Origin of the sequence: Thioclava sediminum, assembly GCF_002020355.1 — a bacterium.
GTDB lineage: Bacteria > Pseudomonadota > Alphaproteobacteria > Rhodobacterales > Rhodobacteraceae > Thioclava > Thioclava sediminum.
Window position 1 is genome coordinate 188,613 of record NZ_MPZV01000002.1, and the last position, 25,952, is coordinate 214,564.

Sequence of the window (25,952 nt, forward strand, 5' to 3'; positions counted from 1 at the left end):
GGAATTATGCAGTTTCATCCGGTGATTTTTTACGAGTTTTCTCCGCTGGCGGCGAGGCCATGGGACAAGGAGAAGGAGGTCGGGGATGAGGGACAAAACCGAACAAAACGGCTTGGCACGCCGTATCGAAGCCGCGCGCGCCCGAATGGGGCGGTTCGCGCAGGACGAGGATGGAGCGGTTTTCATCTTCAGCCTGCAGGTTTTGATCGTGCTGATGGTCATTGGCGGCATTGCGATTGATTTCGTCCGCCAAGACGAACGCCGTACGCTTATCCAAAGTTCGCTCGACCGAGCCGCGCTCGCCGCCGCCAATCTGGATCAGACGCTCGATCCCGCGACCGTGGCGAAAGACTACCTCTCCACCAGCGGCCTCGACTATCTCAATATCGAGCCCGTGGTCGAAGAGGGCGCGCAGAAGGAATACCGCCGCGTATCGATGACCGCGCAGGATGACATGCCCACGATCTTCGGTGACCTGATCGGCTTCGGCGTCGATTCCTTCCGCTCCAACACCGCAGCCAAAGCCGAGGAATCCATCGGCAATGTCGAAATCTCGATGGTGCTCGACGTCTCCGGCTCGATGGGTCAAACGGATTCCGGCTCCTATTACGGCGAGACGAAGATCGCCTCGCTGCGCGATGCCGCGACGAATTTCACCAACAAGATGTTCGACAACGTTCAGCCTCCGGGCGCGCCGGCCGGTCGCCTTTCGATCTCGATCGTGCCCTACAACCAGCAGGTCTCGCTCGGCCCCGACCTGGCGGCGGCGTACAACCTGTCGAACGATCACAGCTACAACACCTGCGCCGACGTGCAGCTTCAGGGCTTCAACAGCGTGAGCCTGCCGACCACCGGCCTGCAGCGCACCATGTATGGCTGGAGCTATGATCTCGTTGGCCAAGGCTACGGCGTGTACAAAACACTCTCGGAATCCTCCGAGAACTGCTACGAGCACAGCTATTCTGACGTGATGGCCTTCGAGGACAATCAGAACGACGTCGTGAACAAGATCGCGTCGCTGCGTGCAGGTGGCGATACCGCGATCGACATCGGCGCTCGCTGGGGCTTCGCGCTGCTCGACCCTTCGGCCAAACCGGTCTCAGCTGCTCTGGTCCAAAACGGGACGATTTCTGCTGATGTGGACGACCGCCCCCTGCCCTATCCGGCGACCGGTCAGAGCATCGATGAACGCTCGATGAAGGTGATGATCCTGATGACCGACGGTCAGAACACACGCACCTTCTCGACCTATATGAAGTACAGGACGGGCGATTCCGGCCTATTCTCGATCGACAGTTCGACGGCGTTTAATGACGACAGCTCGACCATGTCGCACATGTACTGGTTCTCGCAGGAGCGCGCAGATCAGGGAGAGAAGCCCTATTACTCATTCGCCGATCGCAACTGGTATGCGCCCGAGGAAATCGGCGAGACCATCGCGACGAAAGTTTACGAGACGAAGTGCTATACGGATTGGCGGGGCCGCGAGCGTTGCTACCAGGATTCGCATTACGAGTATCAATTCGAGCCGCGTGATCTGCATGCGATCGACTGGCGCACCGTCTGGAGCAAAGGATGGACGCTGCAATATGTGATCCAGACCTTCCTTCTGCCGCCGCGCCAGCGCCTAGACCCGCAAGAATCCGTGGCTTCGATCTACGACGAGATGGCGATCTCCTCGATGTTCTCGGAGAAGGACAAGAACCTGCACGACGTGTGCCAGGCCGGGAAAAGCAAGGATATCATCGTCTTCACTGTGGCCGTGGATGCGCCCCAGAGTGGCAAGACGGCGCTCGCCGATTGCAGTTCGGGTCCGAGCTACCAGTATGACGTCGACTCCGCCAATCTCGCGGATGCGTTTTCCTCGATCGCGACGCAGATCTCTACCCTGCGCCTGACGAACTGACCGGAGAGCGCAGAGCATGGCATTGAGGCTGACGCATAAACGAGCCTTCCTGAGGGCGGAGGACGGGGCGGTGACGATCCCCGCCCTGCTCTGGATCGTGTTCCTGATCTTCTTCATGTTCGCCGGCATCGAGCTGGGCGTGATCTTCATCAAGCAGACCCTGCTGACCCGCGCGACCGAAGCCACGAGCCGGATCATCCGCATCGGGAACTACTCAAGCATCGACGAGAAAACGCTGCGCCACGAAATCTGCAAACAGGCGGGCTTCTTCGGGAACACCTGCATGAACCGGGTTTCGGTCGAGATGTTTCAGGTCGACAAGACGAACTGGACCTCCTCAATCGCCAATCACCCGGTGCGCTGCGAGGATTTCTCGGACGTAACCAAGCCACCGCCCTCCGGCACGCTGGAATCCGCCGCCCCGGATCAACTGATCCTCGTGCGGGTCTGCCTGCGCGAAAAGCCGATGCTGCTGGAAGATTTCATTGCGCAAGCTTTCCTCGAAGCATCGCCGGTCGGCGCGGATGGCGATTACGCCTTGGTGACAACGACCGCGATCGTGATCGAACCGGCAGTCGCCTCTGCTGCAGGAGGGACCTGAGCGATGGTCATGGCAAAGATGCGCAATGTGTTCCGCCGCTTCCGCGACGACGAGACCGGATCCATCCCGATCGAAGGGCTGATGGCCTTCATCATGCTGTCGGGCTGGCTGATCCTGTCGATCGAAATGTATGACGTGTTCAAAATTCGCGGCGCCGCGACACGGGCCAATGTAACGGTCTCGGACCTGATCTCGCGCGAACGGGATCCAATCGGCCCGAAATTCGTCGCAGGCATCAAACAGGTCTACGATTTTGCGACCGGCAATAGCGACCCGTCGCGCAGCTGGATGCGTGTGACCTTGGTGAGTTGCTGGGACGATCCGCAGGATTTGAACCACGCCTGCAACGATCCCACCGAAGGCAGCGACGCAAAAAAGGTGAAGCTGGACGATTCCTTTGCGACCGGTCTGGCGCAAAGCTACACGCAGGAGGCGCTCGATCTCGAGGCGGACCGCATTCCGGTCCTCGCGGCGGGCGACCAGGCGCTGATCGTGGAGACGTCCTACGCCTATGATCTCCCCTTCAAGTTGTCGGAAGCCTACAAGGCTTATCTGACGTCAATCGGGAAAGATCCGACCAAGCATTTCGTCGGCTTCCGCGATGCGATCTCGTTCGACAATTTCATCGTCACCCGGCCGCGCGTCGCCCGCCTGACGTGGAGCGACGCAGACTGAGCGGCAGCGCGAAAGCCGCGCTCAGCCGTGGTCGCGCCAGCGATTGACGATCGGATAACGGCGATCCAGCCAGAACGCCTTGCTCGACAGGCGCGTGCCCGGCGCGGACTGGTGGCGCTTCCATTCCGAGATATAGAGCAGATGCTCGACCTTCTTGATCGTCTCGCGCTCGTAGCCCTCGGCCACGAGATCGGCGACCGAGGCGTCGCGCTCCACCAGCCCTTCGAGAATACCGTCTAGCACCGGATAGGGCGGCAGGCTGTCCTCGTCCTTCTGGTCGGGCCGTAGCTCCGCCGAGGGCGGCTTCTCGATGATCTCGCGCGGGATCACCTCGCCTTCCGGGCCCTTCATCCAGTCGCGGTAGTTCGTATTGCGCCAGCGGCAGGTCTCGAAGACGCGGGTCTTGTAGAGGTCCTTGATCGGATTGTACCCGCCCGCCATGTCGCCATAGATCGTGGCATAACCCACGGCCATTTCCGACTTGTTTCCAGTGGTCAGAAGCATTTCACCGAACTTGTTCGACAGCGCCATCAGCATCACGCCGCGCAGGCGCGACTGGATGTTTTCCTCGGTCACGTCGGGCTCGGTGCCCTCCATCAGATGGGCAAGTGCATCCGAGACCGCATCGCGCGCCCCGTCGATCCGCACTGTATCGAGCCGCATCCCCTGACGCGTCGCCAACTCGGCCGCGTGATCGAGCGAGCCCTGCGAGGTGTATTCCGAGGGCAGCATCACGCAATGCACGGCCTCCGGCCCCAGCGCATCCGCCGCGATCGTCGCCACCAGCGCGGAGTCGATCCCGCCCGACAGGCCGAGCACGACCTTGGAGAAGCCCGACTTGCGCAGGTAATCGCCAAGGCTTTCGACCATCGCGCGGTAATCCTGCTCCCATTCCGAAGGCTGCGGATCGTCACGGCCCGCGACGCAGGCCCAGCCTTCGCCGTCACGCTCGAAATCGACATGGTCGATGATCTCGTCGAAAGGTGCGAATTGCGCGGCCAGTTGCCCGTGACGGTTCAGCACGAAGCTCGCCCCGTCGAAGACCTGATCGTCCTGCCCACCGACAGAGTTGAGATAGGCGAGCGGCAGCCCGGTCTCGACCACGCGCGCGACCATATGGGTCATCCGCACGTCGAGCTTGCCCCGGTGATAGGGCGAACCGTTCGGCACGATCAGAATCTCGGCTCCGGTCTCGGCCAGCGTCTCGGCCACGTCGGGGTGCCACGCATCCTCGCAGATAGGCGTCCCGACCCGCACGCCGTTGATCGCGTAGGGCCCCGAGATCTGACCGGTATCATAGATGCGATACTCGTCGAAAATCCCGTGATGCGGCAGATCGTGTTTCAGCATCCGCGCGACCAGCGCGCCGTCTTTCCAGACCCAATAGGCGTTATACTGCCCCTGCTCGGTCCAGTAGGGCCCGCCGATGCCCAGCGCCGGACCGTCCGTGATCCGCGCGCCCAGCGCCTCCATCGCGGCGACCGCGTCGCGCACGAAAGCGGGCTTCGCGATCAGGTCCTGCGTCTGGTAGCCGGTCAGGAACATCTCGGGCAGCACGACCATGTCGGCGCCCGCGCGCTTGCCCTCTTCCCAAGCGGCGAAGGCCTTCTCGGCATTGGCCTCCAGCGCGCCCACGGTGGGGTTGAGCTGGGCCATGGTGAGGCGGAAACGATCGGCCATAAGCGTCCTCGGGGCTGTTATCGCCCTCTCATTTAGCAGAAAACGCTGGGGTGAAAAGGGGATGGCTGCCCTGCATTTGCCGCCCCTCCCGTGACGCCCCTCAACGCGACCGCCCCGACACCGCCCCCTGCCCGCTTGTCAGGCTATCCCCGCGCAATTAACCTTTCCCCAAGCACGGCAGAGCGCGAATCCACGCGCTCGCGAGACCGGAGCACAGGCAGCACCATCAGGGGGCACGCATGGCAGGCGCGCAGCTTCGCATCGCGACATTGGCAGTTCTGATCGGCTGGACCGCGCAGATCGCGCCGGCGCAAGAGGTCATCACAAAGCAATACGATGACGGCGGCCTCTATGAGGGCACCTTCACCGATGGCAAGCAGGACGGCTATGGCAGCTACAAGCTGCCCTCGGGCTACGAATACGAAGGCCAATGGGTGATGGGCGAGATCAAGGGCAAGGGCCGCGCGCGCTTCCCCAATGGCTCGATCTACGAGGGCGAGTTCGACCACGGCAAACCCAACGGCAAGGGCAAGATCACCTTCGCCGATGGCAGCACCTACGAGGGCGACTGGCTCAACGGTCAGATCACCGGCACCGGCACCGCGCATTACGCCAACGGCTCGGTCTATCAGGGCCAGTTCCGCAACGCGATGCATGACGGCAAGGGTACGCTCGAGAGCGCGAACGGCTATCGCTACGAGGGCGACTGGCTGGGCGGCGTCAAGCAGGGCAACGGCAAGATCACCTATCCCGACGGCTCCACCTATGAGGGCCAGATGGCGCATGGCCAGCGCGACGGCACTGGCACGCTCACCATGGCGGACGGGCTGACCTATGTCGGCGACTGGAAGGCCGGCCAGATGAACGGTCGCGGCAAGCTGACCCAACCCAATGGCGACGTCTATGAAGGCCAGATGGTCAACGGCAAGCGCCACGGCTCGGGCAAGGTCACCTATGCCAATGGCGACACCTATGAGGGGGAATTCCTGCTCGATAAGCGCCACGGCACCGGCACGTTCCGCGGCAAGGACGGCTATGTCTATACCGGCCAATGGAAAGAGGGCCGCATCGAGGGTCAGGGCAAGGTGCAATATCCCGACGGCTCGGTCTATGAGGGCAGCTTCAAGAACGACCTGCCCGACGGTCAGGGCAAGATCACCTATCCCGACGGCTCCAGCTACGAGGGCGGCTGGGCGCATGGCGTCATTCAGGGCACCGGCACCGCGCGCTACGCGAACGGGCTCGTCTATGAGGGCGAGTTCAAGAACGCGCGCAACGACGGGAAGGGCAAGATGACTTACCCGGACGGCTACAGCTACGAGGGCGACTGGGTGAACGGGCAGCGCGAAGGTCAGGGCACCGCGCGCTATGCCGATGGCACGACCTATGAGGGCGCCTTCAAGAACGGCCAGCGCGACGGGACTGGCAAGCTGACCATGCCCGATGGTTTCACCTATGAGGGCGAGTGGCGCAACGGCGCGATCGACGGACAAGGCCGCGCGACCTATGCCAACGGCGACACCTATGTGGGCAGCTTCTCGAATGGCAAACGCGAGGGGCAAGGCACGATGACCTATGCCTCCGGCACGGTGGCGAGCGGCGAATGGTCGAACGACAAGCTGCAGGATACCAGCGCCCCCGCGACGCAGCCCACGCCCGATGCCAGCGCCGAGACCCCGCCGGTCCCGGCGAACGAACCGGCGACTGCAGAGCCTTCCGCGAACTGATCCGCTCTTCTAGGCTGGCTTACAGCGCCTCGCCCCTGTCGAGCTTTGCGAGCACCGCCTCCGCCGTCTTCAGCTTGGCGTCGCGGGTCTCTTTCTTCTGCTTGTCCCAGTTGCGATAGATGAGTCCCATGCGCGGATTGCCCTCGAAGCGGTCGCGATGCCGGTCGAGGAAATGCCAGTAGAGGCTGTTGAACGGGCAAGCCTTCTCGCCGTCCTTCGCCTTCACGTCATAGGCGCAACCGCCGCAATAATCCGACATCTTGTCGATATAGGCGCCCGAGGAAATGTAGGGCTTCGAGGCCACCACCCCGCCATCCGCGAACTGGCTCATCCCCGCCGTGTTCGGCGCCTCCACCCACTCATAGGCGTCGATATAGACCGCGAGATACCAGTCCTGCACTTGGCGCGGGTCGATCCCGGCCAACAGCGCGAAATTGCCAGTCACCATCAGACGCTGGATATGATGGGCATAGGCCAGATCGCGGGTCTGCCCGATCGCGGCTTTCATGCAGGCCATGTCGGTCTCGCCCGACCAGTAGAACCACGGCAGGTCGCGCTTGTGGTTGAGCGCATTGCGCGACGTGTAATCCGGCCCTTCGCGGAAATAGATGCCCCGCATATATTCGCGCCAACCAAGGATCTGCCGGATGAACCCTTCCACCGAATTGATCGGCGCATCGCCCGCCTTGTAGGCGTTTTCCGCGGCCTTGCAGACCTCCCGCGGTGAGAGCAGCCCGAGATTGATGCACGATGACAGGATCGAGTGATGCAGCAGCCGGTCCTCGGCCAGCATCGCGTCCTGATAGGTGCCGAAATCGCGCAGGTTATGGGCAATGAAATGCTCCAGCGCGCGTTCGGCCTGCGCGCGGCTGACCGGCCAGTTGAATTCGTCGAGCGACCCGAAATTGTCGGGGAACTCCGCCTCGACCATATCGAGCACCTCCTGCACCAGCGCATCCTTGCGGAAGGTCGGCGCGGGCTCGCGGAACAGGTCAGGCTGGGCGGGCTTGCGGTTTTCCTTGTCGAAATTCCACTCACCACCCGCCGGATCGTCGCCTTCCATCAAGAGCCCCGTCTCGCGGCGCATTTCGCGGTAGAACCACTCCATGCGCAACTCCTTGCGCCCCTCGGCCCAGTCCGCGAAGCGTTTCTCGGAGCAGATGAAGCGGTCGTCGGGCAGTTGGCGGATTTTCAGCGGCGCGCTCTCGAAGGCCTGCCGCAGTCGCCATTCGCCGGGGGCGAGCGTCACCACCTCCTCGGCCCCCTCTTCCTCGGCGCGGCGCGCGAATTCACCCACCAGCGAGCCCGCGTTGTCGTTATCGATCAGCTCGGTGTAGCGGACATGCCAGCCGTCGCGCTCCAACTCATCGGCGAAGCGACGCATGGCGGCGAAGGTCAGGGCCAACTTCTGCTTGTGATGGCCGGTATAGGTGGCTTCCTCGCGCACCTCGGCCATGACCACCACATCCGTGCCCTTGTCGCCGCAGCGCAAAGCCGCGCCGTCATGGCTCAGCTGGTCGCCCAACACCGCGATCAGCTTAGTCATAGATCATCTTTCGGGTCATGCCGCCATCGACGACCAGCACCTGCCCCGTCACGAAGCCCGCATCGGCAAGGTACAGCACCGCGTCGGCGATGTCGGAAGGCGCGCCCACCCGGCCCACGGGATGCAGCGCGTGATCCTCTTTGCTCAAGGCCTCGCCGCTCGAATTGATCCAGCCGGGCGCGATGGCGTTGACCCGAACTTCCGGCCCAAGGCTCACCGCCATTGCGTGGGTCAGCGACGTGACGCCGCCCTTCGCCGCCGCATAGGCGAAGGTGTCAGGCTCGGATTGCAGCGCGCGGGTCGAGGCCATGTTGACCACCGCGCCGCGACCCTTGCGCAAGGCGGGCAGAGCCTCGCGAGTCATCAGGAACGTGCCGGTCAGATGCGGGTCGATCCACCTGTGCCACACCTCCAGCGTCAGGTCCTCCAGCGGCCCGCATTCGGGATTGGCTGGCCCGCCATTATTCACCAGCAGATCGAGCGTCTCAAACCCGGCCTCCGCGACGGCGGCGCGAATATCGTCTTCGCTCCCCAGATCGCAGCGGATCGCCTGCAAGCCTTCGCGCACCTCCAGTGGGTCGATATCCAGATCGAGCGCCGCGACCTGCCAGCCGCGATCCAGCAGCGCCTCGGTGATCGCGCGGCCGATCCCGCGCGCAGCCCCGGTGACGATGGCGTTTCGGGTTACCATGGGATCTCCTTGCCTGCGTAGTCGTAAAAGCCGCCCGATTGCGCGGGGGGCAGCCCGTCCAGCACATCCAGCAACCGGCGCGCGGCGTCTTCCGGGGCGAGCTTGTCGCGCGGGTAATCGGCGGTAAAGGGGGTGTCGACCGTGCCGGGATGCAGCGCCGCGATAACGAGCTGCTTGTGACTACGTCCCAGTTCGATCGCCGCGCCGTGCAGCAGCTGGTTCAGCGCCGCTTTCGAGGTCCGATAGCTATACCAGCCGCCCAAGCCGTTATCCCCGATCGAGCCGACCCGCGCCGAGAGCGCCGCAAACCGCGCGTGCCCGTCGCGGGGCAACAGGCGGGCGGCGTGTTTCAGCACCAGCGCCGGGCCCATCGCATTCACGGCGAACTGGGTCTGCAATTCCTCGGGCGTCAGATGCGACAGCGCCTTTTCCGGCGTGCCAAGTGCGCCCGAGGCCACGAAGATCAGATTGACCGGCCCCTCGATCTCGCGCAAACCCGCCTCGACCGAACGCTCATCCGTCACATCGAATCCATCGCGCGACCGCGACAACCCCTTCACCGCGAAGCCGCGCGCTTCCAGCTCTGCCCGGATCGCCGAACCGATCCCGCCCGTATCTCCGATCACGATTGCCTGACCCGCCACCTTGTCCTCCGTCATATGCGCCAAAAGGCTACGCGCCCCCGCCGCGAGCGGTTCCTTTTTTGCTTTTCATTTATCACTTGGCGCCTATAGTGCCCCCCATGACACGGGTTAAGCATATTCAACTCACCGCAGCCGGGGCTCTCGCCCAAGGCGCGATGCCCCGTGGTCTCCTTCTTCTTAGCAGCCTCTGAGCGTGCCTTCGGGCGCGAACGCTCAGGGGTAACCAGCGCCCGGACAACTTCCGAAAGCCACCGCGCAATGCTGGCCTTCGGGACCAAGTAACGCTAAGAGCCAAGACGAAAGAGACTAGCAGATGGCCCAGACCATGATCGACAAAAACCGCGTTCTGATTTTCGACACGACCCTGCGTGATGGCGAGCAATCGCCGGGCGCGACGATGACCCATGACGAGAAGCTCGAGATCGCCGATCTGCTCGACGAAATGGGCGTAGACATCATCGAGGCCGGCTTCCCCATCGCCTCGGAAGGCGATTTCGAAGCCGTCAGCGATATAGCGAAACGCGCCAAGTTCTCGACCATTTGCGGGCTGGCCCGCGCGAAGCTGCCCGATATCGACCGCTGCTGGGAGGCCGTGCAGCACGCGAAATCGCCGCGCATCCACACCTTCATCGGCACCTCGCCGCTGCACCGCGCGATCCCGAACCTGACGATGGACGAGATGGCCGACGTCATCCACGAGACCGTCAGCCACGCGCGCAACCTCTGCGACAACGTGCAATGGTCGCCGATGGACGCGACCCGGACCGAGCATGACTACCTCTGCCGCGTCGTCGAGATCGCGATCAAGGCGGGCGCCACCACGATCAACATCCCCGACACCGTAGGCTACACCGCCCCGACCGAATCCGCCGATCTTATCCGGATGCTGCTCGAGCGGGTGCCGGGCGCCGACGAGATCATCTTCGCGACCCACTGCCACAACGATCTGGGCATGGCGACCGCGAACGCGCTGGCCGCGGTCGATGCAGGTGCGCGCCAGATCGAATGCACGATAAACGGTCTGGGCGAGCGCGCGGGCAACACCGCGCTCGAAGAGGTCGTGATGGCGATGAAGGTCCGTCAGGACATCATGCCCTACCAGACCCATATAGACACGACGAAGATCATGAACATCTCGCGCCGCGTGGCGCAGGTTTCGGGCTTCCCGGTGCAGTTCAACAAGGCGATCGTCGGCAAGAACGCCTTCCTGCACGAAAGCGGCATCCACCAGGATGGCGTGCTGAAGAACGTCGAGACCTTCGAGATCATGAAGCCCGCCGATATCGGCCTCAACGAGGCGAATATCGCGATGGGCAAGCACTCGGGCCGCGCCGCGCTGCGCGCGAAGCTCAAGGATCTGGGCTACGAGCTGGGCGACAACCAGCTCAAGGACGTCTTCGTCCGCTTCAAGGCGCTGGCCGACCGCAAGAAGGAAATCTACGACGAGGACCTGATCGCGCTGATGACCGACAGCGCCGCGAACACCGCCGATGACTACCTGCAGGTGAAATGGCTGCGCGTCGTCTGCGGTTCGGACGGGCAGGAAGCCGAGCTGAAGATGCTCGTCGATGGCGAGGAGAAATCCAGCAAGTGCCAAGGCGACGGCCCGGTCGATGCGGTCTTCAACTGCGTCAAGGAAATCTACCCGACGCAAGCGAAGCTGAAGCTCTATCAGGTGCATGCCGTGACCGAAGGCACCGACGCGCAGGCGACCGTTTCGGTCCGCCTCGAAGAAGACGGGCGGATCGGCACGGGGGCGGCGTCGGACACCGACACGATCCTCGCCAGCGTGAAGGCCTATGTCGGCGCGCTCAACCGCCTGCGCTTCCGCAGCCAGAAAACCGCGCCCGACGCGGATGTGAAAACGGTGAGCTACAAGCTCTGAGCCGACCACAAATTGCACAGGTTTCGGGCAGCCCGCGAAGGGCTGCCCGTTTTCAATCCAGCCCCCGCGAATTCCCCGATTTCAGCACGATTTCGTGACGTATCGCATATCTGTAATTTCAAGCAATTTTTCCGGGCGAAATCCGACTAAAATGTTGAAAAAGGTCAATCCCTTGGCCTAGCCTCAGCGGATAACCGCAGGGGTGCCTTGCCGACAGCGCAAATCCGCTTCCCCGTAAGGGCCGCTTTGACTATACGAGGCGCGGGCCGTGGCTTGGCGCGAGTCGCGGTGTTTCTAAGAAATTTGGGATGGGACAGGCGTAATATGGTTGGTGGGATCTTCTCCTCGGACATGGCGATCGACCTCGGGACGGCGAACACGCTGGTCTATGTCAAAGGCAAGGGTATCGTGCTGAACGAACCCTCTGTGGTCGCCTATCACGTCAAGGACGGCAAAAAGCAGGTGCTGGCAGTCGGTGAAGACGCCAAGCTGATGCTCGGCCGCACCCCCGGCTCGATCGAAGCGATCCGCCCGATGCGCGACGGCGTCATCGCGGATTTCGACAGCGCCGAGGAAATGATCAAGCATTTCATCCGCAAGGTGCATAAGCGCTCGACCTTCTCGAAGCCGAAGATCATCGTCTGCGTCCCGCATGGCGCGACCCCGGTGGAGAAGCGCGCGATCCGTCAGTCGGTTCTCTCGGCAGGTGCGCGCCGCGCCGGCCTGATCGCAGAGCCGATCGCAGCGGCTATCGGTGCCGGCATGCCGATCACCGACCCCACGGGCTCGATGGTGGTCGATATCGGCGGCGGCACGACCGAGGTGGCCGTCCTCTCGCTCGGCGACATCGTCTATGCGCGCTCGGTGCGCGTGGGCGGCGACCGCATGGACGAGGCGATCATCTCCTACCTGCGCCGCAACCAGAACCTTCTCGTGGGCGAATCCACCGCGGAGCGGATCAAGACCACGATCGGCACCGCGCGGATGCCCGATGACGGGCGCGGCATGTCGCTCCATGTGCGCGGTCGCGACCTGCTCAACGGCGTACCGAAGGAAACCGAAATCACCCAGGCGCAAGTCGCCGAGGCGCTGTCCGAGCCCGTCCAGTCGATCTGCGACGCGGTGATGCAGGCGCTGGAGACCACCCCGCCGGACCTCGCCGCCGACATCGTCGACCGTGGCGTGATGCTGACCGGTGGCGGTGCGCTGCTGGGCGAGCTGGATCTGGCCCTGCGCGAGCAGACGGGCCTCTCGATCTCGATCGCCGATCAGTCGCTCAACTGTGTTGCGCTCGGCACCGGCAAGGCGCTTGAATATGAGAAACAGCTTCGCCACGTCATTGATTACGACAGCTGAGCCGGGACCGGGATCGCACCACGCCCGGCCAGTGATCTGACCGGAGACGGAATTGGCCAGAAATCGCGACGACCAAGACTATATCGGACCGCTGCGCCGACTGGGCGTTGCGGTTCTTGTCGTCGTGTTGCTCGCGCTCTTCCTCGTCTGGCGCATCGACAGCCCGCGGATGGAGCGGTTCCGCTCTGCCCTCGTGGATCGCTTCGTGCCCAGCTTTGATTGGGCGATGGCGCCGGTCACGAAACTGACCGACATGGTCGAGGGTTTCCAATCCTATTCGCGCATTTACGAGCAGAACCAGGAGTTGCGCCGCGAGCTGCAGCAGATGAAGGCGTGGAAAGAAGCCGCCGTTCAGCTGGAACAGCAAAACGCGAAACTTCTGGCGCAGAACAAGGTGCGGCTCGATCCGAAGCTGACCTCCGTGTCGGGGCGTGTGCTCGCCGATAGCGGCTCGCCCTTCCGCAAATCGGTGCTGCTGAATGTCGGCAAGCGCGACGGTATCGTCGATGGCTGGGCCACGATGGATGGGCTGGGCCTTGTGGGCCGGATCTCGGGCGTAGGCTCCTCGACTTCGCGGGTGCTGCTGCTGACCGACGCCTCGAGCCGCATCCCGGTCTCGATCCCGGCCTCGGGGCAGAACGCAATCCTCGCGGGCGACAACTCCCCCTACCCGTTCGTGGATTTCCTCGAACATCCCGACCGCGTGCGCCCGGGCGACCGCGTGATCTCCTCGGGCGATGGCGGGGTCTTTCCGGCGGGACTGCTGGTCGGTCAGGTCTTCCAGGGCCGCGACAAGCGGCTGCGCGTGCGCCTCGCGGCCGATTACGAGCGGCTCGATTTCCTGCGCGTGCTGCGCTCGCACCCGGCCGAGCGGATCGAGAATGCAGGCGGGCTGATCGCGCCCGACCCGAAGGTCATCGAACAGGAAGCCGCCGAGAAGGCGCGCTCGGAGGCCGCCGAGGGCGCGCTCGAACCCGATGACGGGTCGGAGGACGGCAACGGGGGCAGCCAATGATCGACCCCATCACCCGCCGCCGTCTCAGCTACCGCACGCTCTTCGTCGCGATCGGCCTCGTGCTGATCTTCGTGCGCCTGATGCCGGTCGACCATTCGCCAGGCGGCCTGCCCGGCCCCGACCTGACCTTGGCCCTGACGCTCGCCTGGGTACTGCGGCGGCCCGAATACGCCCCGGCCCTGCTGATCGTTCTGGTTTTCCTGCTTGAAGACATCATGTTCTGGCGGCCCATCGGACTTTGGGCGCTGATCGTCCTTGGCGCGACCGAATTCCTGCGCCGCCGCGAGCAAAGCCTGCGCGATCTGCCCTTCGCGCTGGAATGGGCATTGGTTGCGGGGCTGCTGATCGCTATGGTGGCGGTGAAGCGCATCGTCCTGCTTGTCACGATGGTCGATCAGCCGAGCCTCGGCTTGGAGCTGTTCCAGATGCTGGTGACGCTCGCCGCCTATCCGGTGGTTGTGCTTGTGTCGCGGGTGGCCTTTGGCCTGCGCCGCGCGGCACCGGGCGAGGTCGACGCCTACGGACATCGAATGTGAGGGGGCCCAGAATGAGACGATCCCCGAAAGAGACCGAAGTCAGCACCCGCCGCATCACGCGACGCGGCTTGCTCTTGGGCGGCGCGCAGGCGGCGGTCGTGGCCGTTCTGGCGGCGCGGATGCGCAAGATGCAGCTCGAAGACGCCAAGCAATACCGGCTGCTGGCCGAGGGCAACTCGGTGAAGATCCGGCTGATCCCGCCAGCGCGCGGGCTGATCTTCGATCGCAACGGGGTCATGCTTGCGGGCAACGAGCAGAATTACCGTGTCACGATCACCCGCGAGGATACCGACGACGTCGATGCGACGCTGGCCGCTTTGCGCCGTCTGATCCCGATTACCGATGACGATACGAAAGATATCCTGCACGACATCCGCCGCCGTCCGCCCACGACGCCGGTCACGGTGGCCGACCGCCTGACATGGGACGAGTTCTCGCGCGTCGCGGTGAACGGCCCCTCGTTGCCCGGCGTCAGCCCCGATGTCGGCCTGTCGCGCCTCTATCCCCGCCGCGAGGATTTCGGCCATGTGATCGGCTATGTCGGCCCGGTCTCGGATTACGATCTGAGCAAAATGGAAGATCCCGACCCGCTTCTGCTGATCCCGAAATTCCAGCTGGGAAAAACCGGGATCGAGGCCAAAGAGGAAAGCGTGCTGCGCGGCGCGGCCGGTCAGCGGCGCGTCGAGGTGAACTCCGCAGGGCGCGAGATGCGCGAACTGTCGCGCGAACCCGGCCAGCCCGGCGAGAACCTTCAGCTGACGCTCGATTATCGTCTGCAGAACTATGCGCTGCAGCGGTTGGAGGAGGAATCCGCCGCGACCGTGGTGATGGATGTGACCAATGGCGACGTGCTCGCCTGCGCCTCCGCGCCGAGCTTCGACCCCAACCTTTTCGTGCGCGGGATTTCGGTCGCCGATTATCAGCGCCTCACGCAGGACGATCACCGCCCGCTGGCCGACAAGACCGTGCAGGGACTCTACCCGCCGGGCTCGACCTACAAGATGGTCACCGCGCTCGCCGCGTTGGAGGCCGGGCTGGTGACGCCCGAGGAAACCATCTGGTGCCCCGGCTATGTCGAGATTGCGGGCCGCCGCTTCCACTGCTGGAAGGGCGCGGGCCATGGCCATGTGAACATGACCAAGAGCATGGAGCAGTCCTGCGACGTCTATTACTACGAGCTGTCGCAGCGCGTCGGCATCGACAAGATGAGCGACATGGCCAAGCGTCTGGGTATTGGCGTCCGGCCCGACCTGCCGATGTCGGCGGTGAAGGAAGGCGTGGCCCCCACCAAGGAGTGGAAGCGGGAGCGCTACGGCAAGGACTGGCTGATCGGCGACACCGCGAACGCGGCCATCGGTCAGGGCTATGTGCTGGCCTCGCCGATGCATCTCGCGATCATGGCGGCGCGCATCGCCAGCGGGAAGAAAGTTGAGCCGCGTCTGATCCGCGCCCGTGACGGGGTCGAGCAACCGATCCGCGTCACCGACGATCTGGGCGTCGAGAAGGTCTATCTCGACAGCGTGCGCAAGGGGATGACCGCGGTGGTCAACTCCTCGCGCGGCACCGCGCGCGGCTCGCGCATCGCGATGAAGGAATGGAAGATGGCGGGCAAGACCGGCACCTCCCAGGTCCGCAACATCACCAAGGCCGAGCGTGCCCGCGGCGTGATCCGTAACGAGCAGCTTCCCTGGAACCGCCGCGACCACGCGCTCTTCGTGGCCTTCGCCCCCATCGACAATCCGCGCTACGCGGTCTCGGTCGTGGTCGAACACGGCTCGGGCGGCTCGACGGCCGCCGCCCCGATCGCGCGCGACGTGTTGCTGTTCGCGCTGGCGGGCGGTCTGCCCCCGGATGATGCCTACCCGTCCTTCGCCCGCGCGAAGGCCAAGGAGCTGAACGAAACGCTCGATCTGGTCGACCCCGACACCGTGCAGAAGCCGCAATCGAGGTCGCGCGCATGAGCTATCTCGAGAGCAATCTGAAGACCGTCCCGACGGGATGGCGCAAGATTTTCTATCTGAACTGGCCGCTGGTGATCCTGCTGACGGCGGTGGCCTGCGCGGGCTTCCTGATGCTCTACTCGGTCGCGGGCGGCAATATCCACACCTGGGCCGAGCCGCAGATGAAGCGTTTCGCGCTCGGTATGATCGCGATGTTCACCGTGGCCTTCATCCCGGTTTGGTTCTGGCGCAATGTCTCCGCGCTGGCCTATTTCGTGGCGCTTCTGCTGCTGGTGGCGGTGGAGTTCTTCGGCGCGATCGGCATGGGGGCACAGCGCTGGCTGGAGATCGGCCCGCTGCGCATCCAGCCCTCCGAGTTGATGAAGATCACCCTCGTGATGCTGCTGGCCGCCTATTACGACTGGCTGCCCGTCGAGAAGGTCTCGCGCCCGCTCTGGGTGTTCATCCCTGCGGTGATCATTCTTGCGCCCACCTTCCTCGTACTGGCCCAGCCCGACCTCGGCACCGCGGTGATGCTGGTGCTGGGCGGGGCCTTCGTGATGTTCGCAGCCGGGGTGTCGTTTTGGTATTTCGGCACCGTGATCGCGCTGGTCGTCGGGCTCGTCTTCGGCGTGATGGAAAGCCGCGGCACGGAGTACCAGCTGCTGCACGACTACCAGTACAAGCGCATCGACACGTTCCTCGATCCCGGCTCCGACCCGCTTGGTGCGGGCTACAACATCATGCAGGCGCAGATCGCGCTCGGCTCGGGCGGCTGGTCGGGGCGCGGCTTTATGCAGGGCACGCAAAGTCGGCTGAACTTCCTGCCCGAGAAGCACACGGACTTCATTTTCACCACGCTCGCCGAGGAGTTCGGCTTCGTCGGCGCCTTCTCCCTCCTGATGCTCTACACCGGCATCATCGGCTTTGCGCTTTACACCGCGATGGCGACGAAGGACCGCTTCGCATCACTCCTCAGTTTCGGGGTCGCAGGGACGTTCTTCTTCTTCTTCGCGATCAACATGGCGATGGTGATGGGGCTGATGCCTGTCGTGGGCGTGCCCCTGCCACTGGTGAGTTACGGGGGCACCGCCATGATGATCCTGCTCGCGGCCTTCGGGCTGGTGCAAAGCGCCCATGTCCATAGACCGAGGCAAAGATGATCCGCGTCCTTTTCGCCGACAAGCCCGAGAACTGGGCCCGTTACGAACGCCCGCTCACCGAGGCGATCGCCGCGACCGGCGTTGAGGCCCAGATCGTTCAACCGGGCGAGATCGATCCCGCGCAAGTCGACTACGTCGTCTATTCGCCGCAAGGCCCGGTGCAGGACTTCACCGCCTATACCGGCGCGAAGGCTGTGCTGAACCTCTGGGCCGGGGTGGAGCGCGTGGTGGGCAACGAGACCCTCACCCAGCCGCTGTGCCGGATGGTGGATGCCGGGCTGGAGCGCGGCATGGTCGATTACGTGACCGGCCATGTGCTGCGCTATCACCTCGGGATCGACGCGACACTGGCGCAGCAGGACGGTGTCTGGCGCCATGATGGCGGCGTGCCGCCCCTGGCGCGCGACCGCTCGGTCGTGATGCTAGGCTTGGGTGCCTTGGGCAAAGCCTGCGCCGAAGCGCTGGCAGGGCTTGGTTTCGCGGTGACAGGCTGGAGCCGGTCGCCGAAAGACATCCCCGGCATCACTTGCCTGAACGGCGATGACGGTCTGGCGGAGGCGCTGTCGAAGGCGGAAATCCTCGTCTCGATCCTGCCCGACACACCCGAGACCACCGAGCTTCTGAACGCGGACACGCTGGTGCAGATGCCGAAAGGCGCGCGGATCATCAATCCGGGTCGCGGCACGCTGATCGACGATGACGCGCTGCTCGCAGCGCTGGATCGCGGCCAGATCGGTCATGCGACGCTCGACGTCTTCCGCGCGGAGCCCCTGCCCCCCGAGCACCCCTATTGGGCGCATCCCCACGTGACGGTGACGCCCCATATCGCCGCCGAGAGCCGGGCAGAGACTGCGTCCGAAGTCATCGCGGAGAATATCCGGCGGGGCGAAGCGGGCGAGCCGTTCCTCTATCTCGTGGACCGGTCGCGCGGCTATTGAGCGGCGCAGGCCGGGGGTTTCACACCCCCGGACCCCCGTGGGATATTTCGACCAAGAGGAAGATCAGAGCGTTGGCGCGGGCAGTCCGAGCTGCTGCGCGAGACCCGCAAGGCGGCTTTCCTGCCCCGACCAGTCGGCGGCGCGCGACGCAAACAGCGTCGCCTGAGACTGGTGGATCAGCCCGTCGGAAAGGATCTTCAGGTGGTTCGCGCGCAGCGTCTCGCCGCTCGAAGTGATGTCGGCCACGGCCTCGGCGGTGAGGTTCGCGATCGTGCCCTCGGTCGCGCCCTGGCTGTCGACAAGCTGCCAGTCGGCGACACCCTCGCGGGTCAGGAATTCGCGCACGAGGCGGTGGTATTTCGTGGCGATCCGCAGGCGGAAGCCGTGGGTGGCGCGGAAGCGGTGGGCTGCGGCGTCGAGGTCTTCGAGGCTGTCCACATCCGACCAGCAGGCCGGCACCGCGATGATCAGATCGGCATGGCCGAAGCCCATCGGCGCGAGATCGGCGACCTGGCTTTCCCAGTCGGCGAGCTTCTCGCGCACGAGATCGGAGCCGGTGACGCCCAGATGGATACGTCCCGCGGCCAGTTCGCGCGGGATTTCTCCGGCCGACAGCAGTACGAGCTGCACGCCCTCGGCCCCTTCGACCGCGCCCGCATATTCGCGCTCCGACCCGGTGCGCTTGAGCGTGATGCCCGCTTGCGCAAACCAGTCGAAGGTCTTCTCCATCAGACGCCCTTTGGAGGGCACGCCGAGTTTGATCATGGCCTCGCTCATGCTTGCGCCTCCAGATCGGACATCAGCCCCGCACGGATCACGCCGCCCACGGCGGGGATTTCGCGCCCCTGCCCCAGTTGCCGGGTCAGCGCGTCATAGCGCCCGCCGGAGGCGACCGGCGGCAGCGCCGGATCGGCGGCGGTGAAGGTGAAGACGAAGCCGTCGTAATATTCCATCGTCGAGCGCCCGTGGCTCGCGTCGAAAGTGATCGCGGAGAGGTCGATACCGCGCGTGGCGAGCGCGTCGAGGCGCTTTTCGAGCCGCGCGATGGCGGGTTCGATGGCAGCGATGTTCAGCGCGCGCAGGGCGGCAGGCGCCTGATCGGCGGCACAGCGCAATTCAGCCAGCTTGCCCATCGCGGCGACCGCATCGGTCGGGATCGGCGCGGCAGCGGCATCGGCGGCGAGCGTGGCGATCCGCGCCTCCATCTCCTCGCGCGAGCGAAGCCCGATCCACGGCGCGCCGGAGCGTTGGCCCGTCAGCAGATCGGCGCGGGCTTTCGGCACCTCGACCTGCCCCGAATAGCGCGCAAGCAGATGCTGGAACCGCTTGGGGCGCCAGATGTGACGGGCGAGCGCGGCTTTGCGTTCGGGCAGCGTATCGAGCCCGTCGACGGCCGCGCGCAGTAGGCCCATATCGCCGATCGTGGCGGACAGGGTCAGCTTGGCAAGAAGCCCCGCGAACAGCGCGAAGACCTCAGCATCCGCGGCTTCGGGATCGGCGCGGTCGAAAATCTCGAACCCGGCCTGAAAATACTCATGGGCGCGTGCCGCGCCGCGATGATCCTGACGGCGGAACACCTCGCCCGCGTAAGCGTAGCGCGCAGGTTCGGCGCCATTGGCCATATGCTCCTGCACGACCGGCACGGTGAAGTCCGGGCGCAGCATCATCTCGCCGCGCAGCGGGTCGGCGGTGACATAGGCGCGGGCGCGAATATCCTCGCCATAGAGGTCGAGAAGCGCCTCGGCGGGTTGCAGGATGTCAGGCGTGACCTCGACCGCACCGGCGGCGAGGAATAGCTCCAGCAGACGGCCTGCCTGTCCCCGCGCTTGCGCCTTGTCCGCCATCACTCGGCCTCGTAGCGCGCAAGGATCTCTTGCACTTTTGCGACCATTTCCCCGGTCGGAACCTCGAATTGCGCCGGTTGGGATTTCCATTCTTCAACCGTCGCGTCCTGCGCGATCTTCGCACCAAGGATCAGATCCTTGATCTGGACGACACCGCGTTCGGCCTCGTCCGAGCCTTGGATGATCGCCACGGGGCTCTCGCGTTTGTCGGCGTATTTCAACTGGTTGCCGAAGTTCTTCGGGTTGCCCAGATAGACCTCAGCGCGCAGCCCTGCCCCGCGCAGTGTGGAGGCCAGCGCCATGTATTCGGCCATCCGGTCGCGATCCATCACGGTCACGACGACCGGGCCCTGCGCAGAACCGCCAATGCGGCCCTTGGCGCGAAGCGCAGCCAGAAGACGGTCGACGCCGATCGAGACGCCGGTGGCCGGCACGACCTGACCGGTGAAGCGCTTGACCAGATCGTCATAGCGCCCGCCGCCTGCGACCGAGCCGAATTGGCGCGGGCGGCCCTTCTCGTCGGTGATCTCGAAGGTCAGCTCGGCCTCGAAAACCGGGCCGGTGTAATAGCCCAGGCCGCGCACAACCGAGGGGTCGATGACGATGCGGTCGGGGCCGTAGCCCTGCGCGTCGAGAAGCGAGGCGATCTGCTCGAGTTCATCCACGCCTTCCGCACCGAGCGCCGAGCCTTCGACCAACTCGCGCAGCCGCGCGACGGTGGCGGCGTTGTCTTCGCGCTTGGCCTCCATGAAGCCCATGACCGTATCGGCCTGTGCTTCGGACAGCCCCGCACCTTTGGTGAAGTCGCCGGAGTCGTCCAGACGCCCCTCGCCCATCAGAAGGCGCACGCCCTCCTCGCCGAACTTGTCGAACTTGTCGATGGCGCGCAGGACGATGCCGCGCTCTTCCTCGAACTTGGCCGGATCGGCCGGGTCGAGAACGCCCGCGACTTCCATCACGCCGTTCAGAACCTTGCGGTTGTTCACCCGCACGACGTAATCGCCGCGCGGAATGCCGACCGCCTCCAACGCATCCGAAAGCATCCCGCAAATCTCGGCATCGGCGGCCACGGACGGCGCGCCCACGGTATCGGCATCGCATTGATAGAACTGGCGGAACCGGCCCGGACCGGGCTTTTCGTTGCGCCAGACGGGGCCCATCGTGAAGCGGCGATAGGGAGTCGGCAGATCGTTGCGATATTGCGCCGCGACCCGGGCCAGCGGCGCCGTCATGTCGTAGCGCAGCGCCAGCCACTTGCCGTCATCTTCCTCCTGCCACGCGAAGACGCCCGCATTCGGGCGGTCCACATCGGGGAGGTATTTGCCCAGCGCCTCGACCGTCTCGATAGCCGAAGTTTCAAGCGCCTCGAAGCCATGCGTGCGATAGACCTCTGCGATCTTCGCCAGCATATCGGCCCGCTCGGTCACCTCCGTCCCGAAATAATCGCGGAAGCCCTTCGGGGCCTCTGCCTTGGGACGGGGCTGCTTTTTCTGTTTCGCCATCGGCTTGCACCTGATCTAATCTCGCGCGAGGGTGTAGCCCAAGGGGCTGGCCCCGGCAAGCAATAGGAACGGCAGATGCAGGAACGGCTGGAACGGGCGGAAGAACAGATCGCCTATCTGACGCAAACGGTGGACGAGCTGTCCGATGTCATCGTCGCGCAAGCCCGCCAGATCGAACGGCTGGAGCGCCATCTGGGCCTGCTGATGGAGCGCGAGGCCGAGCGCGAATATGACAGCGGCAGCGCGATTCCTCTGGCCGATCAGAAACCGCCGCACTGGTAATGGATGCGGCGCTCTGGGGGCTGAACGGGGTTTTCGTGAGCGCCCAAGCGCTCATCTACACTGCTTTGCTGATCTGGCCCCCGGGCATCGACCTTCGTTCGACACTCGACCGGTTCGAGCTGTGGCAGGGCAGCGGCATCCTCGCGATGCAGGTGTTCTTCGCCGTGCCGCTGATGTGCGGGCTGATCTGGCGGCTGCGCAGCCATCGACAGGCGATGATTTTGGTCTCAGTGAGTTTTCTGGCAACTGCCGTGCTGGGCGCGGCGGCGTGGCTGGAGATGGGGATGATCTCCGGTGCGGTACGCGACGGGATCAACGAGCCCGATCTGCTGCGCGGCTTGGCGCTGCTGCGGTGGGGCGAGTTCGCCACCGCCCTTGCCGCCGCGATAACGCTGAGGCTGGCATGGGTGGCGCGCAGCCTGTGAGGCTCAAACCTCTTCGACCTCGCTCACCCCGCGCAAGGAGCGCAGCGCGCCTTTCACCTGTGCGTTGACCGGCGCCTCGGGCATCGCGGTGATCTGGTAGCGGCAGCCGCGCTCATTGTCATAGACCATGAAGCTGATCGGGCCGCGCGAATGGACCTTCCCTTCGCGGGCGACCCGCTCGACGAGGCTCGCGACCGAGGCGACCGCGTCATTGTTGTCGATATGCACCAGAAGCCCCGACGAGCCCGCATCGGCCGTCGCCTTCTCCACGGTCTGGGCCGAAGTGGCGACCATACGCACCGACTCGCCATCCACCTCGACCTTCACGGTCAGCACCAGAAGGTTGCCGGTTTCCAGCACGTCGCGGCAGGCCTCCAGCGCCTCCGACCAGAAGGCGACCTCATAGGGCCCCGACGCATCCGACAGCGCGACGAAGGCGAAGCGGTTGCCCTTGGCGGATTTCTTCTCGCGCACCGAGGCGACCTCGCCCGCGATCTTGGTCACGAAAGGACCGCCCACGGCCTTTTGCTGCACCTCTTCCCAGCTCAGCACCTTCTTGCGCTTGAGCGCGGGCAGGTAATCCTCGATCGGGTGACCCGACAGGTAGAAGCCGATGGCCTTGTGTTCTTCGGCCAGACGTTCGCCCGGCAGCCAGTCGTCGGTATCGGCCAGACGCGGCGGCGGCAGATCGTCGCCCGCCTCGCCGAACAGCGACACCTGCGCCGACTCGCGCGCCTCGATCACCGCGCCCGACCACGCCATCAGCGATTCCAGCGACTCGAAGACGCGCTTGCGGTTCGGATCGAGCAGATCGAAGGCCCCTGCCCGCGCCAGCATCTCCAGCGGGCGCTTGCCCACCCGCTTCATGTCCACGCGCCGCGCGAAATCGAACAGGTCCTTGAACGGTTCTTCGCCGCGTGCGGTCACGATCATCTGCATCGCGTCCGCGCCGACGTTCTTCAGCGCGCCGAGCGCATAGACCAGTTTCTGATCGACCACGTCGAAGGTCGAAAGCGAGCGGTTCACGCAGGGCGGAATGATCTCGATCCCGAGCTTCTTCTGCACCTCGTCGGCATAGATCGCGAGCTTGTCGGTCAGATGAATATCGCAATTCATCACGCCGCCCATGAACTCGACCGCGTGGTTCGCCTTCAGCCAGCCGGTGTAATAGGACACCACCGCATAGGCCGCCGCGTGGGATTTGTTGAAGCCGTAGTTCGCGAATTTCTCCAGAAGGTCGAACACCTCGGAGGCCTTCTTCTTGTCGACTCCGTTCTTGGCCGCGCCCGCCTCGAATTTCGGGCGCTCGGCATCCATCGCCTCCTTGATCTTCTTACCCATCGCGCGACGGAGAAGGTCTGCGCCGCCAAGCGAGTAGCCCCCCATGACCTGCGCGATCTGCATCACCTGCTCCTGATAGACGATGATGCCCTGCGTCTCTTCAAGGATATGGTCGATGGTCGGGTGGACCGAGGTGATCTTCTTGAGCCCGTTCTTTACCTCGCAATAGGTCGGGATATTCTCCATCGGACCGGGACGATAGAGCGCCACGAGCGCGACGATGTCCTCGATACAGGTGGGCTTCATCTGGCGCAGCGCCGATTTCATGCCCTCCGATTCCACCTGGAACACCGCGACCGTCTTGGCGTCGGCGTAGAGCTTGTAGGTCTTCTCGTCATCCAGCGGGATCGCGTTGATATGGTTCTCCGCGCCCTCGGCAGGCTCGTAAAGCTGATTGCCCGCGGCATCGACATGCAGCGGACGGCCGGATTTGAAAATCAGCTCCATCGCCGAGCGGATCACGGTCAGCGTCTTCAGACCGAGGAAGTCGAACTTCACCAGACCCGCCTGCTCGACCCATTTCATGTTGAACTGGGTCGCGGGCATGTCCGAGCGCGGATCCTGATAGAGCGGTACCAGCTCGTCGATCGGACGGTCGCCGATCACGACGCCCGCCGCGTGGGTCGAAGCGTTCCGAAGCAGCCCTTCGATCGCCTTCGCGTAATCGAGAAGCCGTGCCACGACCTCCTCGTTGCGAGCCGCCTCGCGCAGACGCGGCTCGTCGGCCAGCGCCTTCTCGATGCTGACGGGCTTCACGCCCTCGACCGGGATCAGCTTCGAGAGCTTGTCGACCTGCCCGTAGGACATCTGCAAGACCCGGCCCACGTCGCGCACGGCGGCCTTGGACAGAAGCGCGCCGAAGGTGATGATCTGGCCCACCTTTTCGCGCCCGTATTTATTCTGAACATATTGGATCACCTCCTCGCGACGATCCATGCAGAAGTCGATGTCGAAGTCCGGCATCGAGACACGTTCGGGGTTGAGGAAGCGTTCGAACAGCAGCGAATAGCGCAGCGGATCAAGGTCAGTAATGGTCAGCGCGTAAGCCACGAGCGAACCCGCACCCGAGCCCCGCCCCGGCCCGACCGGAATGTCATGATCCTTGGCCCATTTGATGAAGTCGGCAACGATCAGGAAGTAGCCCGGGAAGCCCATCTGCTCGATGATGTCGAGCTCGAATTGCAGGCGTTTCTCGTAATCCTCGACGGGTGCTGCATGCGGGATCACGTCAAGACGGTTGCGCAACCCGTCCCAGGCCTGACGCCGCAGTTCCACCACCTCGTCATCGGCGAATTTCGGCAAGATCGGCGCGCGCTTATAGGTCGAGAAAGCGCAGCGTTTCGCGATCTCGACGGTGTTCTCCACCGCTTCGGGCAGATCGGCGAAAAGCGCGACCATCTCGCCTTCGGATTTGAAATAGTGCTGCGGGGTCAGACGCCGGCGCGGTTCGATCTGGTCGACATAGGCGCCTTCCGCGATACAAATCATCGCGTCATGGGCCTCGTAGATCGCGGGCTTCGGGAAATAGACGTCGTTCGTGGCGACCAGCGGCAGACCCAGCTCATAGGCCCATTCGACGAAGGGCCGCTCGGTCGCGATCTCGGCCTCGGTCAGCGTGCCGCCCTCGCCCGGGTGACGCTGCAATTCGACATAGAGCCGGTTCGGGAAGATCCCGGCAAGTTGCTGCAACAGCGCCTTCGCGCGGTCCTTCGCGCCATTCCGGATCAGCCGCCCGACGGGGCCGTCTGGGCCGCCCGAAAGGCAGATCAGCCCCTCGGAATAACGCTCCAGCTCCTCAAGCGTGACCTGAACCAGCGCCCCGTGCTTGTCGAGATAGAGGCACGAGTTGAGCTTCATCAGGTTCTCGTAGCCGCGCTCGGTCTGGGCCAGCAGAACGATCGGAGCAGGCAGGCGCGGACGCTCGCCCGGCTTGGCCGGATCGAACTCCAACGAGACCTGACAGCCGACGATCGGCTGCAGCCCCGCCCCCGTCGCGGTCACGGAAAACTCGAGCGCCGCGAACATGTTGTTCGTGTCGGTCACGGCGACGGCGGGCATCTTCGCCGACTCGCACATCTTCACGAGTTTCTTGGCGGGCACGGCGCCTTCGAGCAGGGAATACTCGGTATGGACGCGCAGATGAATGAATCGGGGGCTGGTCATGCCACCAGATTTAGCGGGTCGGGCGCGTTGCAGAAAGCAGGAAAAACTTAGCGATCAGACTAACCATTGACTCGAATCGGCAATGCGCAAAC

General features: G+C 64.2%; 21 protein-coding genes. 13 read left to right on the forward strand and 8 right to left on the reverse strand.

Annotated features, from left to right (window positions below; all coding sequences use genetic code 11):
* Positions 1-85: 85 nt before the first annotated feature.
* Genes BMI91_RS08160 through BMI91_RS08170 form a run of 3 tightly spaced genes read left to right on the forward strand, consistent with a single transcriptional unit; the run spans position 86 to position 3,182 of the window.
* A complete protein-coding gene (locus BMI91_RS08160; protein ID WP_078548187.1) occupies positions 86-1,906 on the forward strand; it encodes a TadE/TadG family type IV pilus assembly protein in 1,821 nt (606 codons plus the stop codon).
* Between the two features lie 16 nt (positions 1,907-1,922).
* The gene (locus BMI91_RS08165) at positions 1,923-2,507 is read left to right on the forward strand and encodes a TadE/TadG family type IV pilus assembly protein (RefSeq protein WP_143595003.1); all 585 of its coding nucleotides are present in this window, start codon (positions 1,923-1,925) and stop codon (positions 2,505-2,507) included.
* Positions 2,508-2,510: 3 nt separating this feature from the next.
* Positions 2,511-3,182 (forward strand): TadE/TadG family type IV pilus assembly protein, encoded by a 672-nt coding sequence (locus BMI91_RS08170; protein ID WP_078600043.1) that lies wholly within the window; start codon positions 2,511-2,513, stop codon positions 3,180-3,182.
* A 21-nt stretch (positions 3,183-3,203) separates the two neighbouring features.
* Here the strand turns inward: BMI91_RS08170 and BMI91_RS08175 are convergent, their stop codons facing one another.
* Complete coding sequence (locus tag BMI91_RS08175) at positions 3,204-4,862, reverse strand: NAD+ synthase (RefSeq protein ID WP_078604613.1); 1,659 nt, start codon at positions 4,860-4,862, stop codon at positions 3,204-3,206.
* Between the two features lie 239 nt (positions 4,863-5,101).
* On the opposite strand from BMI91_RS08175, the gene BMI91_RS08180 reads away from it, so the two are divergent.
* Positions 5,102-6,589, forward strand: a complete 1,488-nt coding sequence (locus tag BMI91_RS08180) for an MORN repeat-containing protein (protein WP_078604614.1) — start codon at positions 5,102-5,104, stop codon at positions 6,587-6,589.
* Between the two features lie 19 nt (positions 6,590-6,608).
* On the opposite strand, the gene BMI91_RS08185 is transcribed toward BMI91_RS08180, so the two are convergent.
* The 3 genes from BMI91_RS08185 to BMI91_RS08195 are packed head-to-tail and all read right to left on the reverse strand — an operon-like array spanning position 6,609 to position 9,485.
* Entirely contained in the window at positions 6,609-8,135 is a 1,527-nt protein-coding gene (locus BMI91_RS08185; protein ID WP_078604615.1) for a cryptochrome/photolyase family protein, read from the reverse strand.
* Positions 8,128-8,826 (reverse strand): SDR family NAD(P)-dependent oxidoreductase, encoded by a 699-nt coding sequence (locus BMI91_RS08190; protein WP_078604616.1) that lies wholly within the window; start codon positions 8,824-8,826, stop codon positions 8,128-8,130. Before BMI91_RS08190 ends, BMI91_RS08185 begins: the two co-directional genes overlap by 8 nt.
* Positions 8,820-9,485: an SDR family NAD(P)-dependent oxidoreductase gene (locus tag BMI91_RS08195; protein WP_078605099.1), complete on the reverse strand. Its 666-nt coding sequence runs from the start codon at positions 9,483-9,485 to the stop codon at positions 8,820-8,822. The genes BMI91_RS08190 and BMI91_RS08195 overlap by 7 nt, the downstream gene beginning before the upstream one ends.
* A gap of 310 nt (positions 9,486-9,795) precedes the next feature.
* Between BMI91_RS08195 and BMI91_RS08200 the strand changes: the two genes are divergently transcribed.
* From BMI91_RS08200 to BMI91_RS08230, 7 genes are all read left to right on the forward strand, one after another.
* On the forward strand, positions 9,796-11,355 hold the full coding sequence (locus BMI91_RS08200; protein ID WP_078520589.1) for a 2-isopropylmalate synthase: 1,560 nt from the start codon (positions 9,796-9,798) through the stop codon (positions 11,353-11,355).
* A 324-nt stretch (positions 11,356-11,679) separates the two neighbouring features.
* Positions 11,680-12,711 carry a rod shape-determining protein gene (locus BMI91_RS08205; RefSeq protein WP_038064670.1) on the forward strand — a complete coding sequence of 344 codons (1,032 nt, stop codon included), beginning with the start codon at positions 11,680-11,682 and terminating at the stop codon, positions 12,709-12,711.
* Between the two features lie 52 nt (positions 12,712-12,763).
* Entirely contained in the window at positions 12,764-13,726 is a 963-nt protein-coding gene (gene mreC, locus BMI91_RS08210; RefSeq protein WP_078548201.1) for a rod shape-determining protein MreC, read from the forward strand.
* Positions 13,723-14,262 carry a hypothetical protein gene (locus tag BMI91_RS08215; protein WP_078604617.1) on the forward strand — a complete coding sequence of 180 codons (540 nt, stop codon included), beginning with the start codon at positions 13,723-13,725 and terminating at the stop codon, positions 14,260-14,262. The genes mreC and BMI91_RS08215 overlap by 4 nt, the downstream gene beginning before the upstream one ends.
* A gap of 11 nt (positions 14,263-14,273) precedes the next feature.
* The gene (gene mrdA, locus BMI91_RS08220) at positions 14,274-16,223 is read left to right on the forward strand and encodes a penicillin-binding protein 2 (protein WP_078604618.1); all 1,950 of its coding nucleotides are present in this window, start codon (positions 14,274-14,276) and stop codon (positions 16,221-16,223) included.
* On the forward strand, positions 16,220-17,365 hold the full coding sequence (gene rodA, locus BMI91_RS08225) for a rod shape-determining protein RodA (protein WP_078520366.1): 1,146 nt from the start codon (positions 16,220-16,222) through the stop codon (positions 17,363-17,365). Before mrdA ends, rodA begins: the two co-directional genes overlap by 4 nt.
* Positions 17,362-18,303, forward strand: a complete 942-nt coding sequence (locus BMI91_RS08230; RefSeq protein WP_078604619.1) for a 2-hydroxyacid dehydrogenase — start codon at positions 17,362-17,364, stop codon at positions 18,301-18,303. Before rodA ends, BMI91_RS08230 begins: the two co-directional genes overlap by 4 nt.
* Before the next feature lie 63 nt (positions 18,304-18,366).
* On the opposite strand, the gene hisG is transcribed toward BMI91_RS08230, so the two are convergent.
* The 3 genes from hisG to hisS are packed head-to-tail and all read right to left on the reverse strand — an operon-like array spanning position 18,367 to position 21,649.
* Entirely contained in the window at positions 18,367-19,080 is a 714-nt protein-coding gene (gene hisG, locus BMI91_RS08235) for an ATP phosphoribosyltransferase (RefSeq protein WP_244176591.1), read from the reverse strand.
* Positions 19,077-20,147 carry an ATP phosphoribosyltransferase regulatory subunit gene (locus tag BMI91_RS08240; RefSeq protein WP_078604620.1) on the reverse strand — a complete coding sequence of 357 codons (1,071 nt, stop codon included), beginning with the start codon at positions 20,145-20,147 and terminating at the stop codon, positions 19,077-19,079. The genes hisG and BMI91_RS08240 overlap by 4 nt, the downstream gene beginning before the upstream one ends.
* The gene (gene hisS, locus BMI91_RS08245) at positions 20,147-21,649 is read right to left on the reverse strand and encodes a histidine--tRNA ligase (RefSeq protein WP_078520369.1); all 1,503 of its coding nucleotides are present in this window, start codon (positions 21,647-21,649) and stop codon (positions 20,147-20,149) included. Before hisS ends, BMI91_RS08240 begins: the two co-directional genes overlap by 1 nt.
* Before the next feature lie 75 nt (positions 21,650-21,724).
* Between hisS and BMI91_RS08250 the strand changes: the two genes are divergently transcribed.
* Together BMI91_RS08250 and BMI91_RS08255 are read left to right on the forward strand one after the other, a co-directional pair.
* A complete protein-coding gene (locus tag BMI91_RS08250) occupies positions 21,725-21,931 on the forward strand; it encodes a SlyX family protein (RefSeq protein WP_078541948.1) in 207 nt (68 codons plus the stop codon).
* Positions 21,931-22,356, forward strand: coding sequence for a hypothetical protein (locus BMI91_RS08255; protein WP_078548213.1), 426 nt, complete (start codon positions 21,931-21,933; stop codon positions 22,354-22,356). Before BMI91_RS08250 ends, BMI91_RS08255 begins: the two co-directional genes overlap by 1 nt.
* Positions 22,357-22,359: 3 nt before the next feature.
* Here the strand turns inward: BMI91_RS08255 and dnaE are convergent, their stop codons facing one another.
* A complete protein-coding gene (dnaE, locus tag BMI91_RS08260) occupies positions 22,360-25,860 on the reverse strand; it encodes a DNA polymerase III subunit alpha (protein ID WP_078604621.1) in 3,501 nt (1,166 codons plus the stop codon).
* Positions 25,861-25,952 lie beyond the last annotated feature (92 nt).

Coding starts and splice junctions, on each gene's coding strand:
- BMI91_RS08160 (WP_078548187.1), top strand. CDS start 86: ATGAGGGACAAAACCGAACAAAACGGCTTGGCACGCCGTATCGAAGCC.
- BMI91_RS08165 (WP_143595003.1), top strand. CDS start 1,923: ATGGCATTGAGGCTGACGCATAAACGAGCCTTCCTGAGGGCGGAGGAC.
- BMI91_RS08170 (WP_078600043.1), top strand. CDS start 2,511: ATGGTCATGGCAAAGATGCGCAATGTGTTCCGCCGCTTCCGCGACGAC.
- BMI91_RS08175 (WP_078604613.1), bottom strand. CDS start 4,862: ATGGCCGATCGTTTCCGCCTCACCATGGCCCAGCTCAACCCCACCGTG.
- BMI91_RS08180 (WP_078604614.1), top strand. CDS start 5,102: ATGGCAGGCGCGCAGCTTCGCATCGCGACATTGGCAGTTCTGATCGGC.
- BMI91_RS08185 (WP_078604615.1), bottom strand. CDS start 8,135: ATGACTAAGCTGATCGCGGTGTTGGGCGACCAGCTGAGCCATGACGGC.
- BMI91_RS08190 (WP_078604616.1), bottom strand. CDS start 8,826: ATGGTAACCCGAAACGCCATCGTCACCGGGGCTGCGCGCGGGATCGGC.
- BMI91_RS08195 (WP_078605099.1), bottom strand. CDS start 9,485: ATGACGGAGGACAAGGTGGCGGGTCAGGCAATCGTGATCGGAGATACG.
- BMI91_RS08200 (WP_078520589.1), top strand. CDS start 9,796: ATGATCGACAAAAACCGCGTTCTGATTTTCGACACGACCCTGCGTGAT.
- BMI91_RS08205 (WP_038064670.1), top strand. CDS start 11,680: ATGGTTGGTGGGATCTTCTCCTCGGACATGGCGATCGACCTCGGGACG.
- BMI91_RS08215 (WP_078604617.1), top strand. CDS start 13,723: ATGATCGACCCCATCACCCGCCGCCGTCTCAGCTACCGCACGCTCTTC.
- mrdA (WP_078604618.1), top strand. CDS start 14,274: ATGAGACGATCCCCGAAAGAGACCGAAGTCAGCACCCGCCGCATCACG.
- rodA (WP_078520366.1), top strand. CDS start 16,220: ATGAGCTATCTCGAGAGCAATCTGAAGACCGTCCCGACGGGATGGCGC.
- BMI91_RS08230 (WP_078604619.1), top strand. CDS start 17,362: ATGATCCGCGTCCTTTTCGCCGACAAGCCCGAGAACTGGGCCCGTTAC.
- hisG (WP_244176591.1), bottom strand. CDS start 19,080: ATGAGCGAGGCCATGATCAAACTCGGCGTGCCCTCCAAAGGGCGTCTG.
- BMI91_RS08240 (WP_078604620.1), bottom strand. CDS start 20,147: ATGGCGGACAAGGCGCAAGCGCGGGGACAGGCAGGCCGTCTGCTGGAG.
- hisS (WP_078520369.1), bottom strand. CDS start 21,649: ATGGCGAAACAGAAAAAGCAGCCCCGTCCCAAGGCAGAGGCCCCGAAG.
- BMI91_RS08250 (WP_078541948.1), top strand. CDS start 21,725: ATGCAGGAACGGCTGGAACGGGCGGAAGAACAGATCGCCTATCTGACG.
- BMI91_RS08255 (WP_078548213.1), top strand. CDS start 21,931: ATGGATGCGGCGCTCTGGGGGCTGAACGGGGTTTTCGTGAGCGCCCAA.
- dnaE (WP_078604621.1), bottom strand. CDS start 25,860: ATGACCAGCCCCCGATTCATTCATCTGCGCGTCCATACCGAGTATTCC.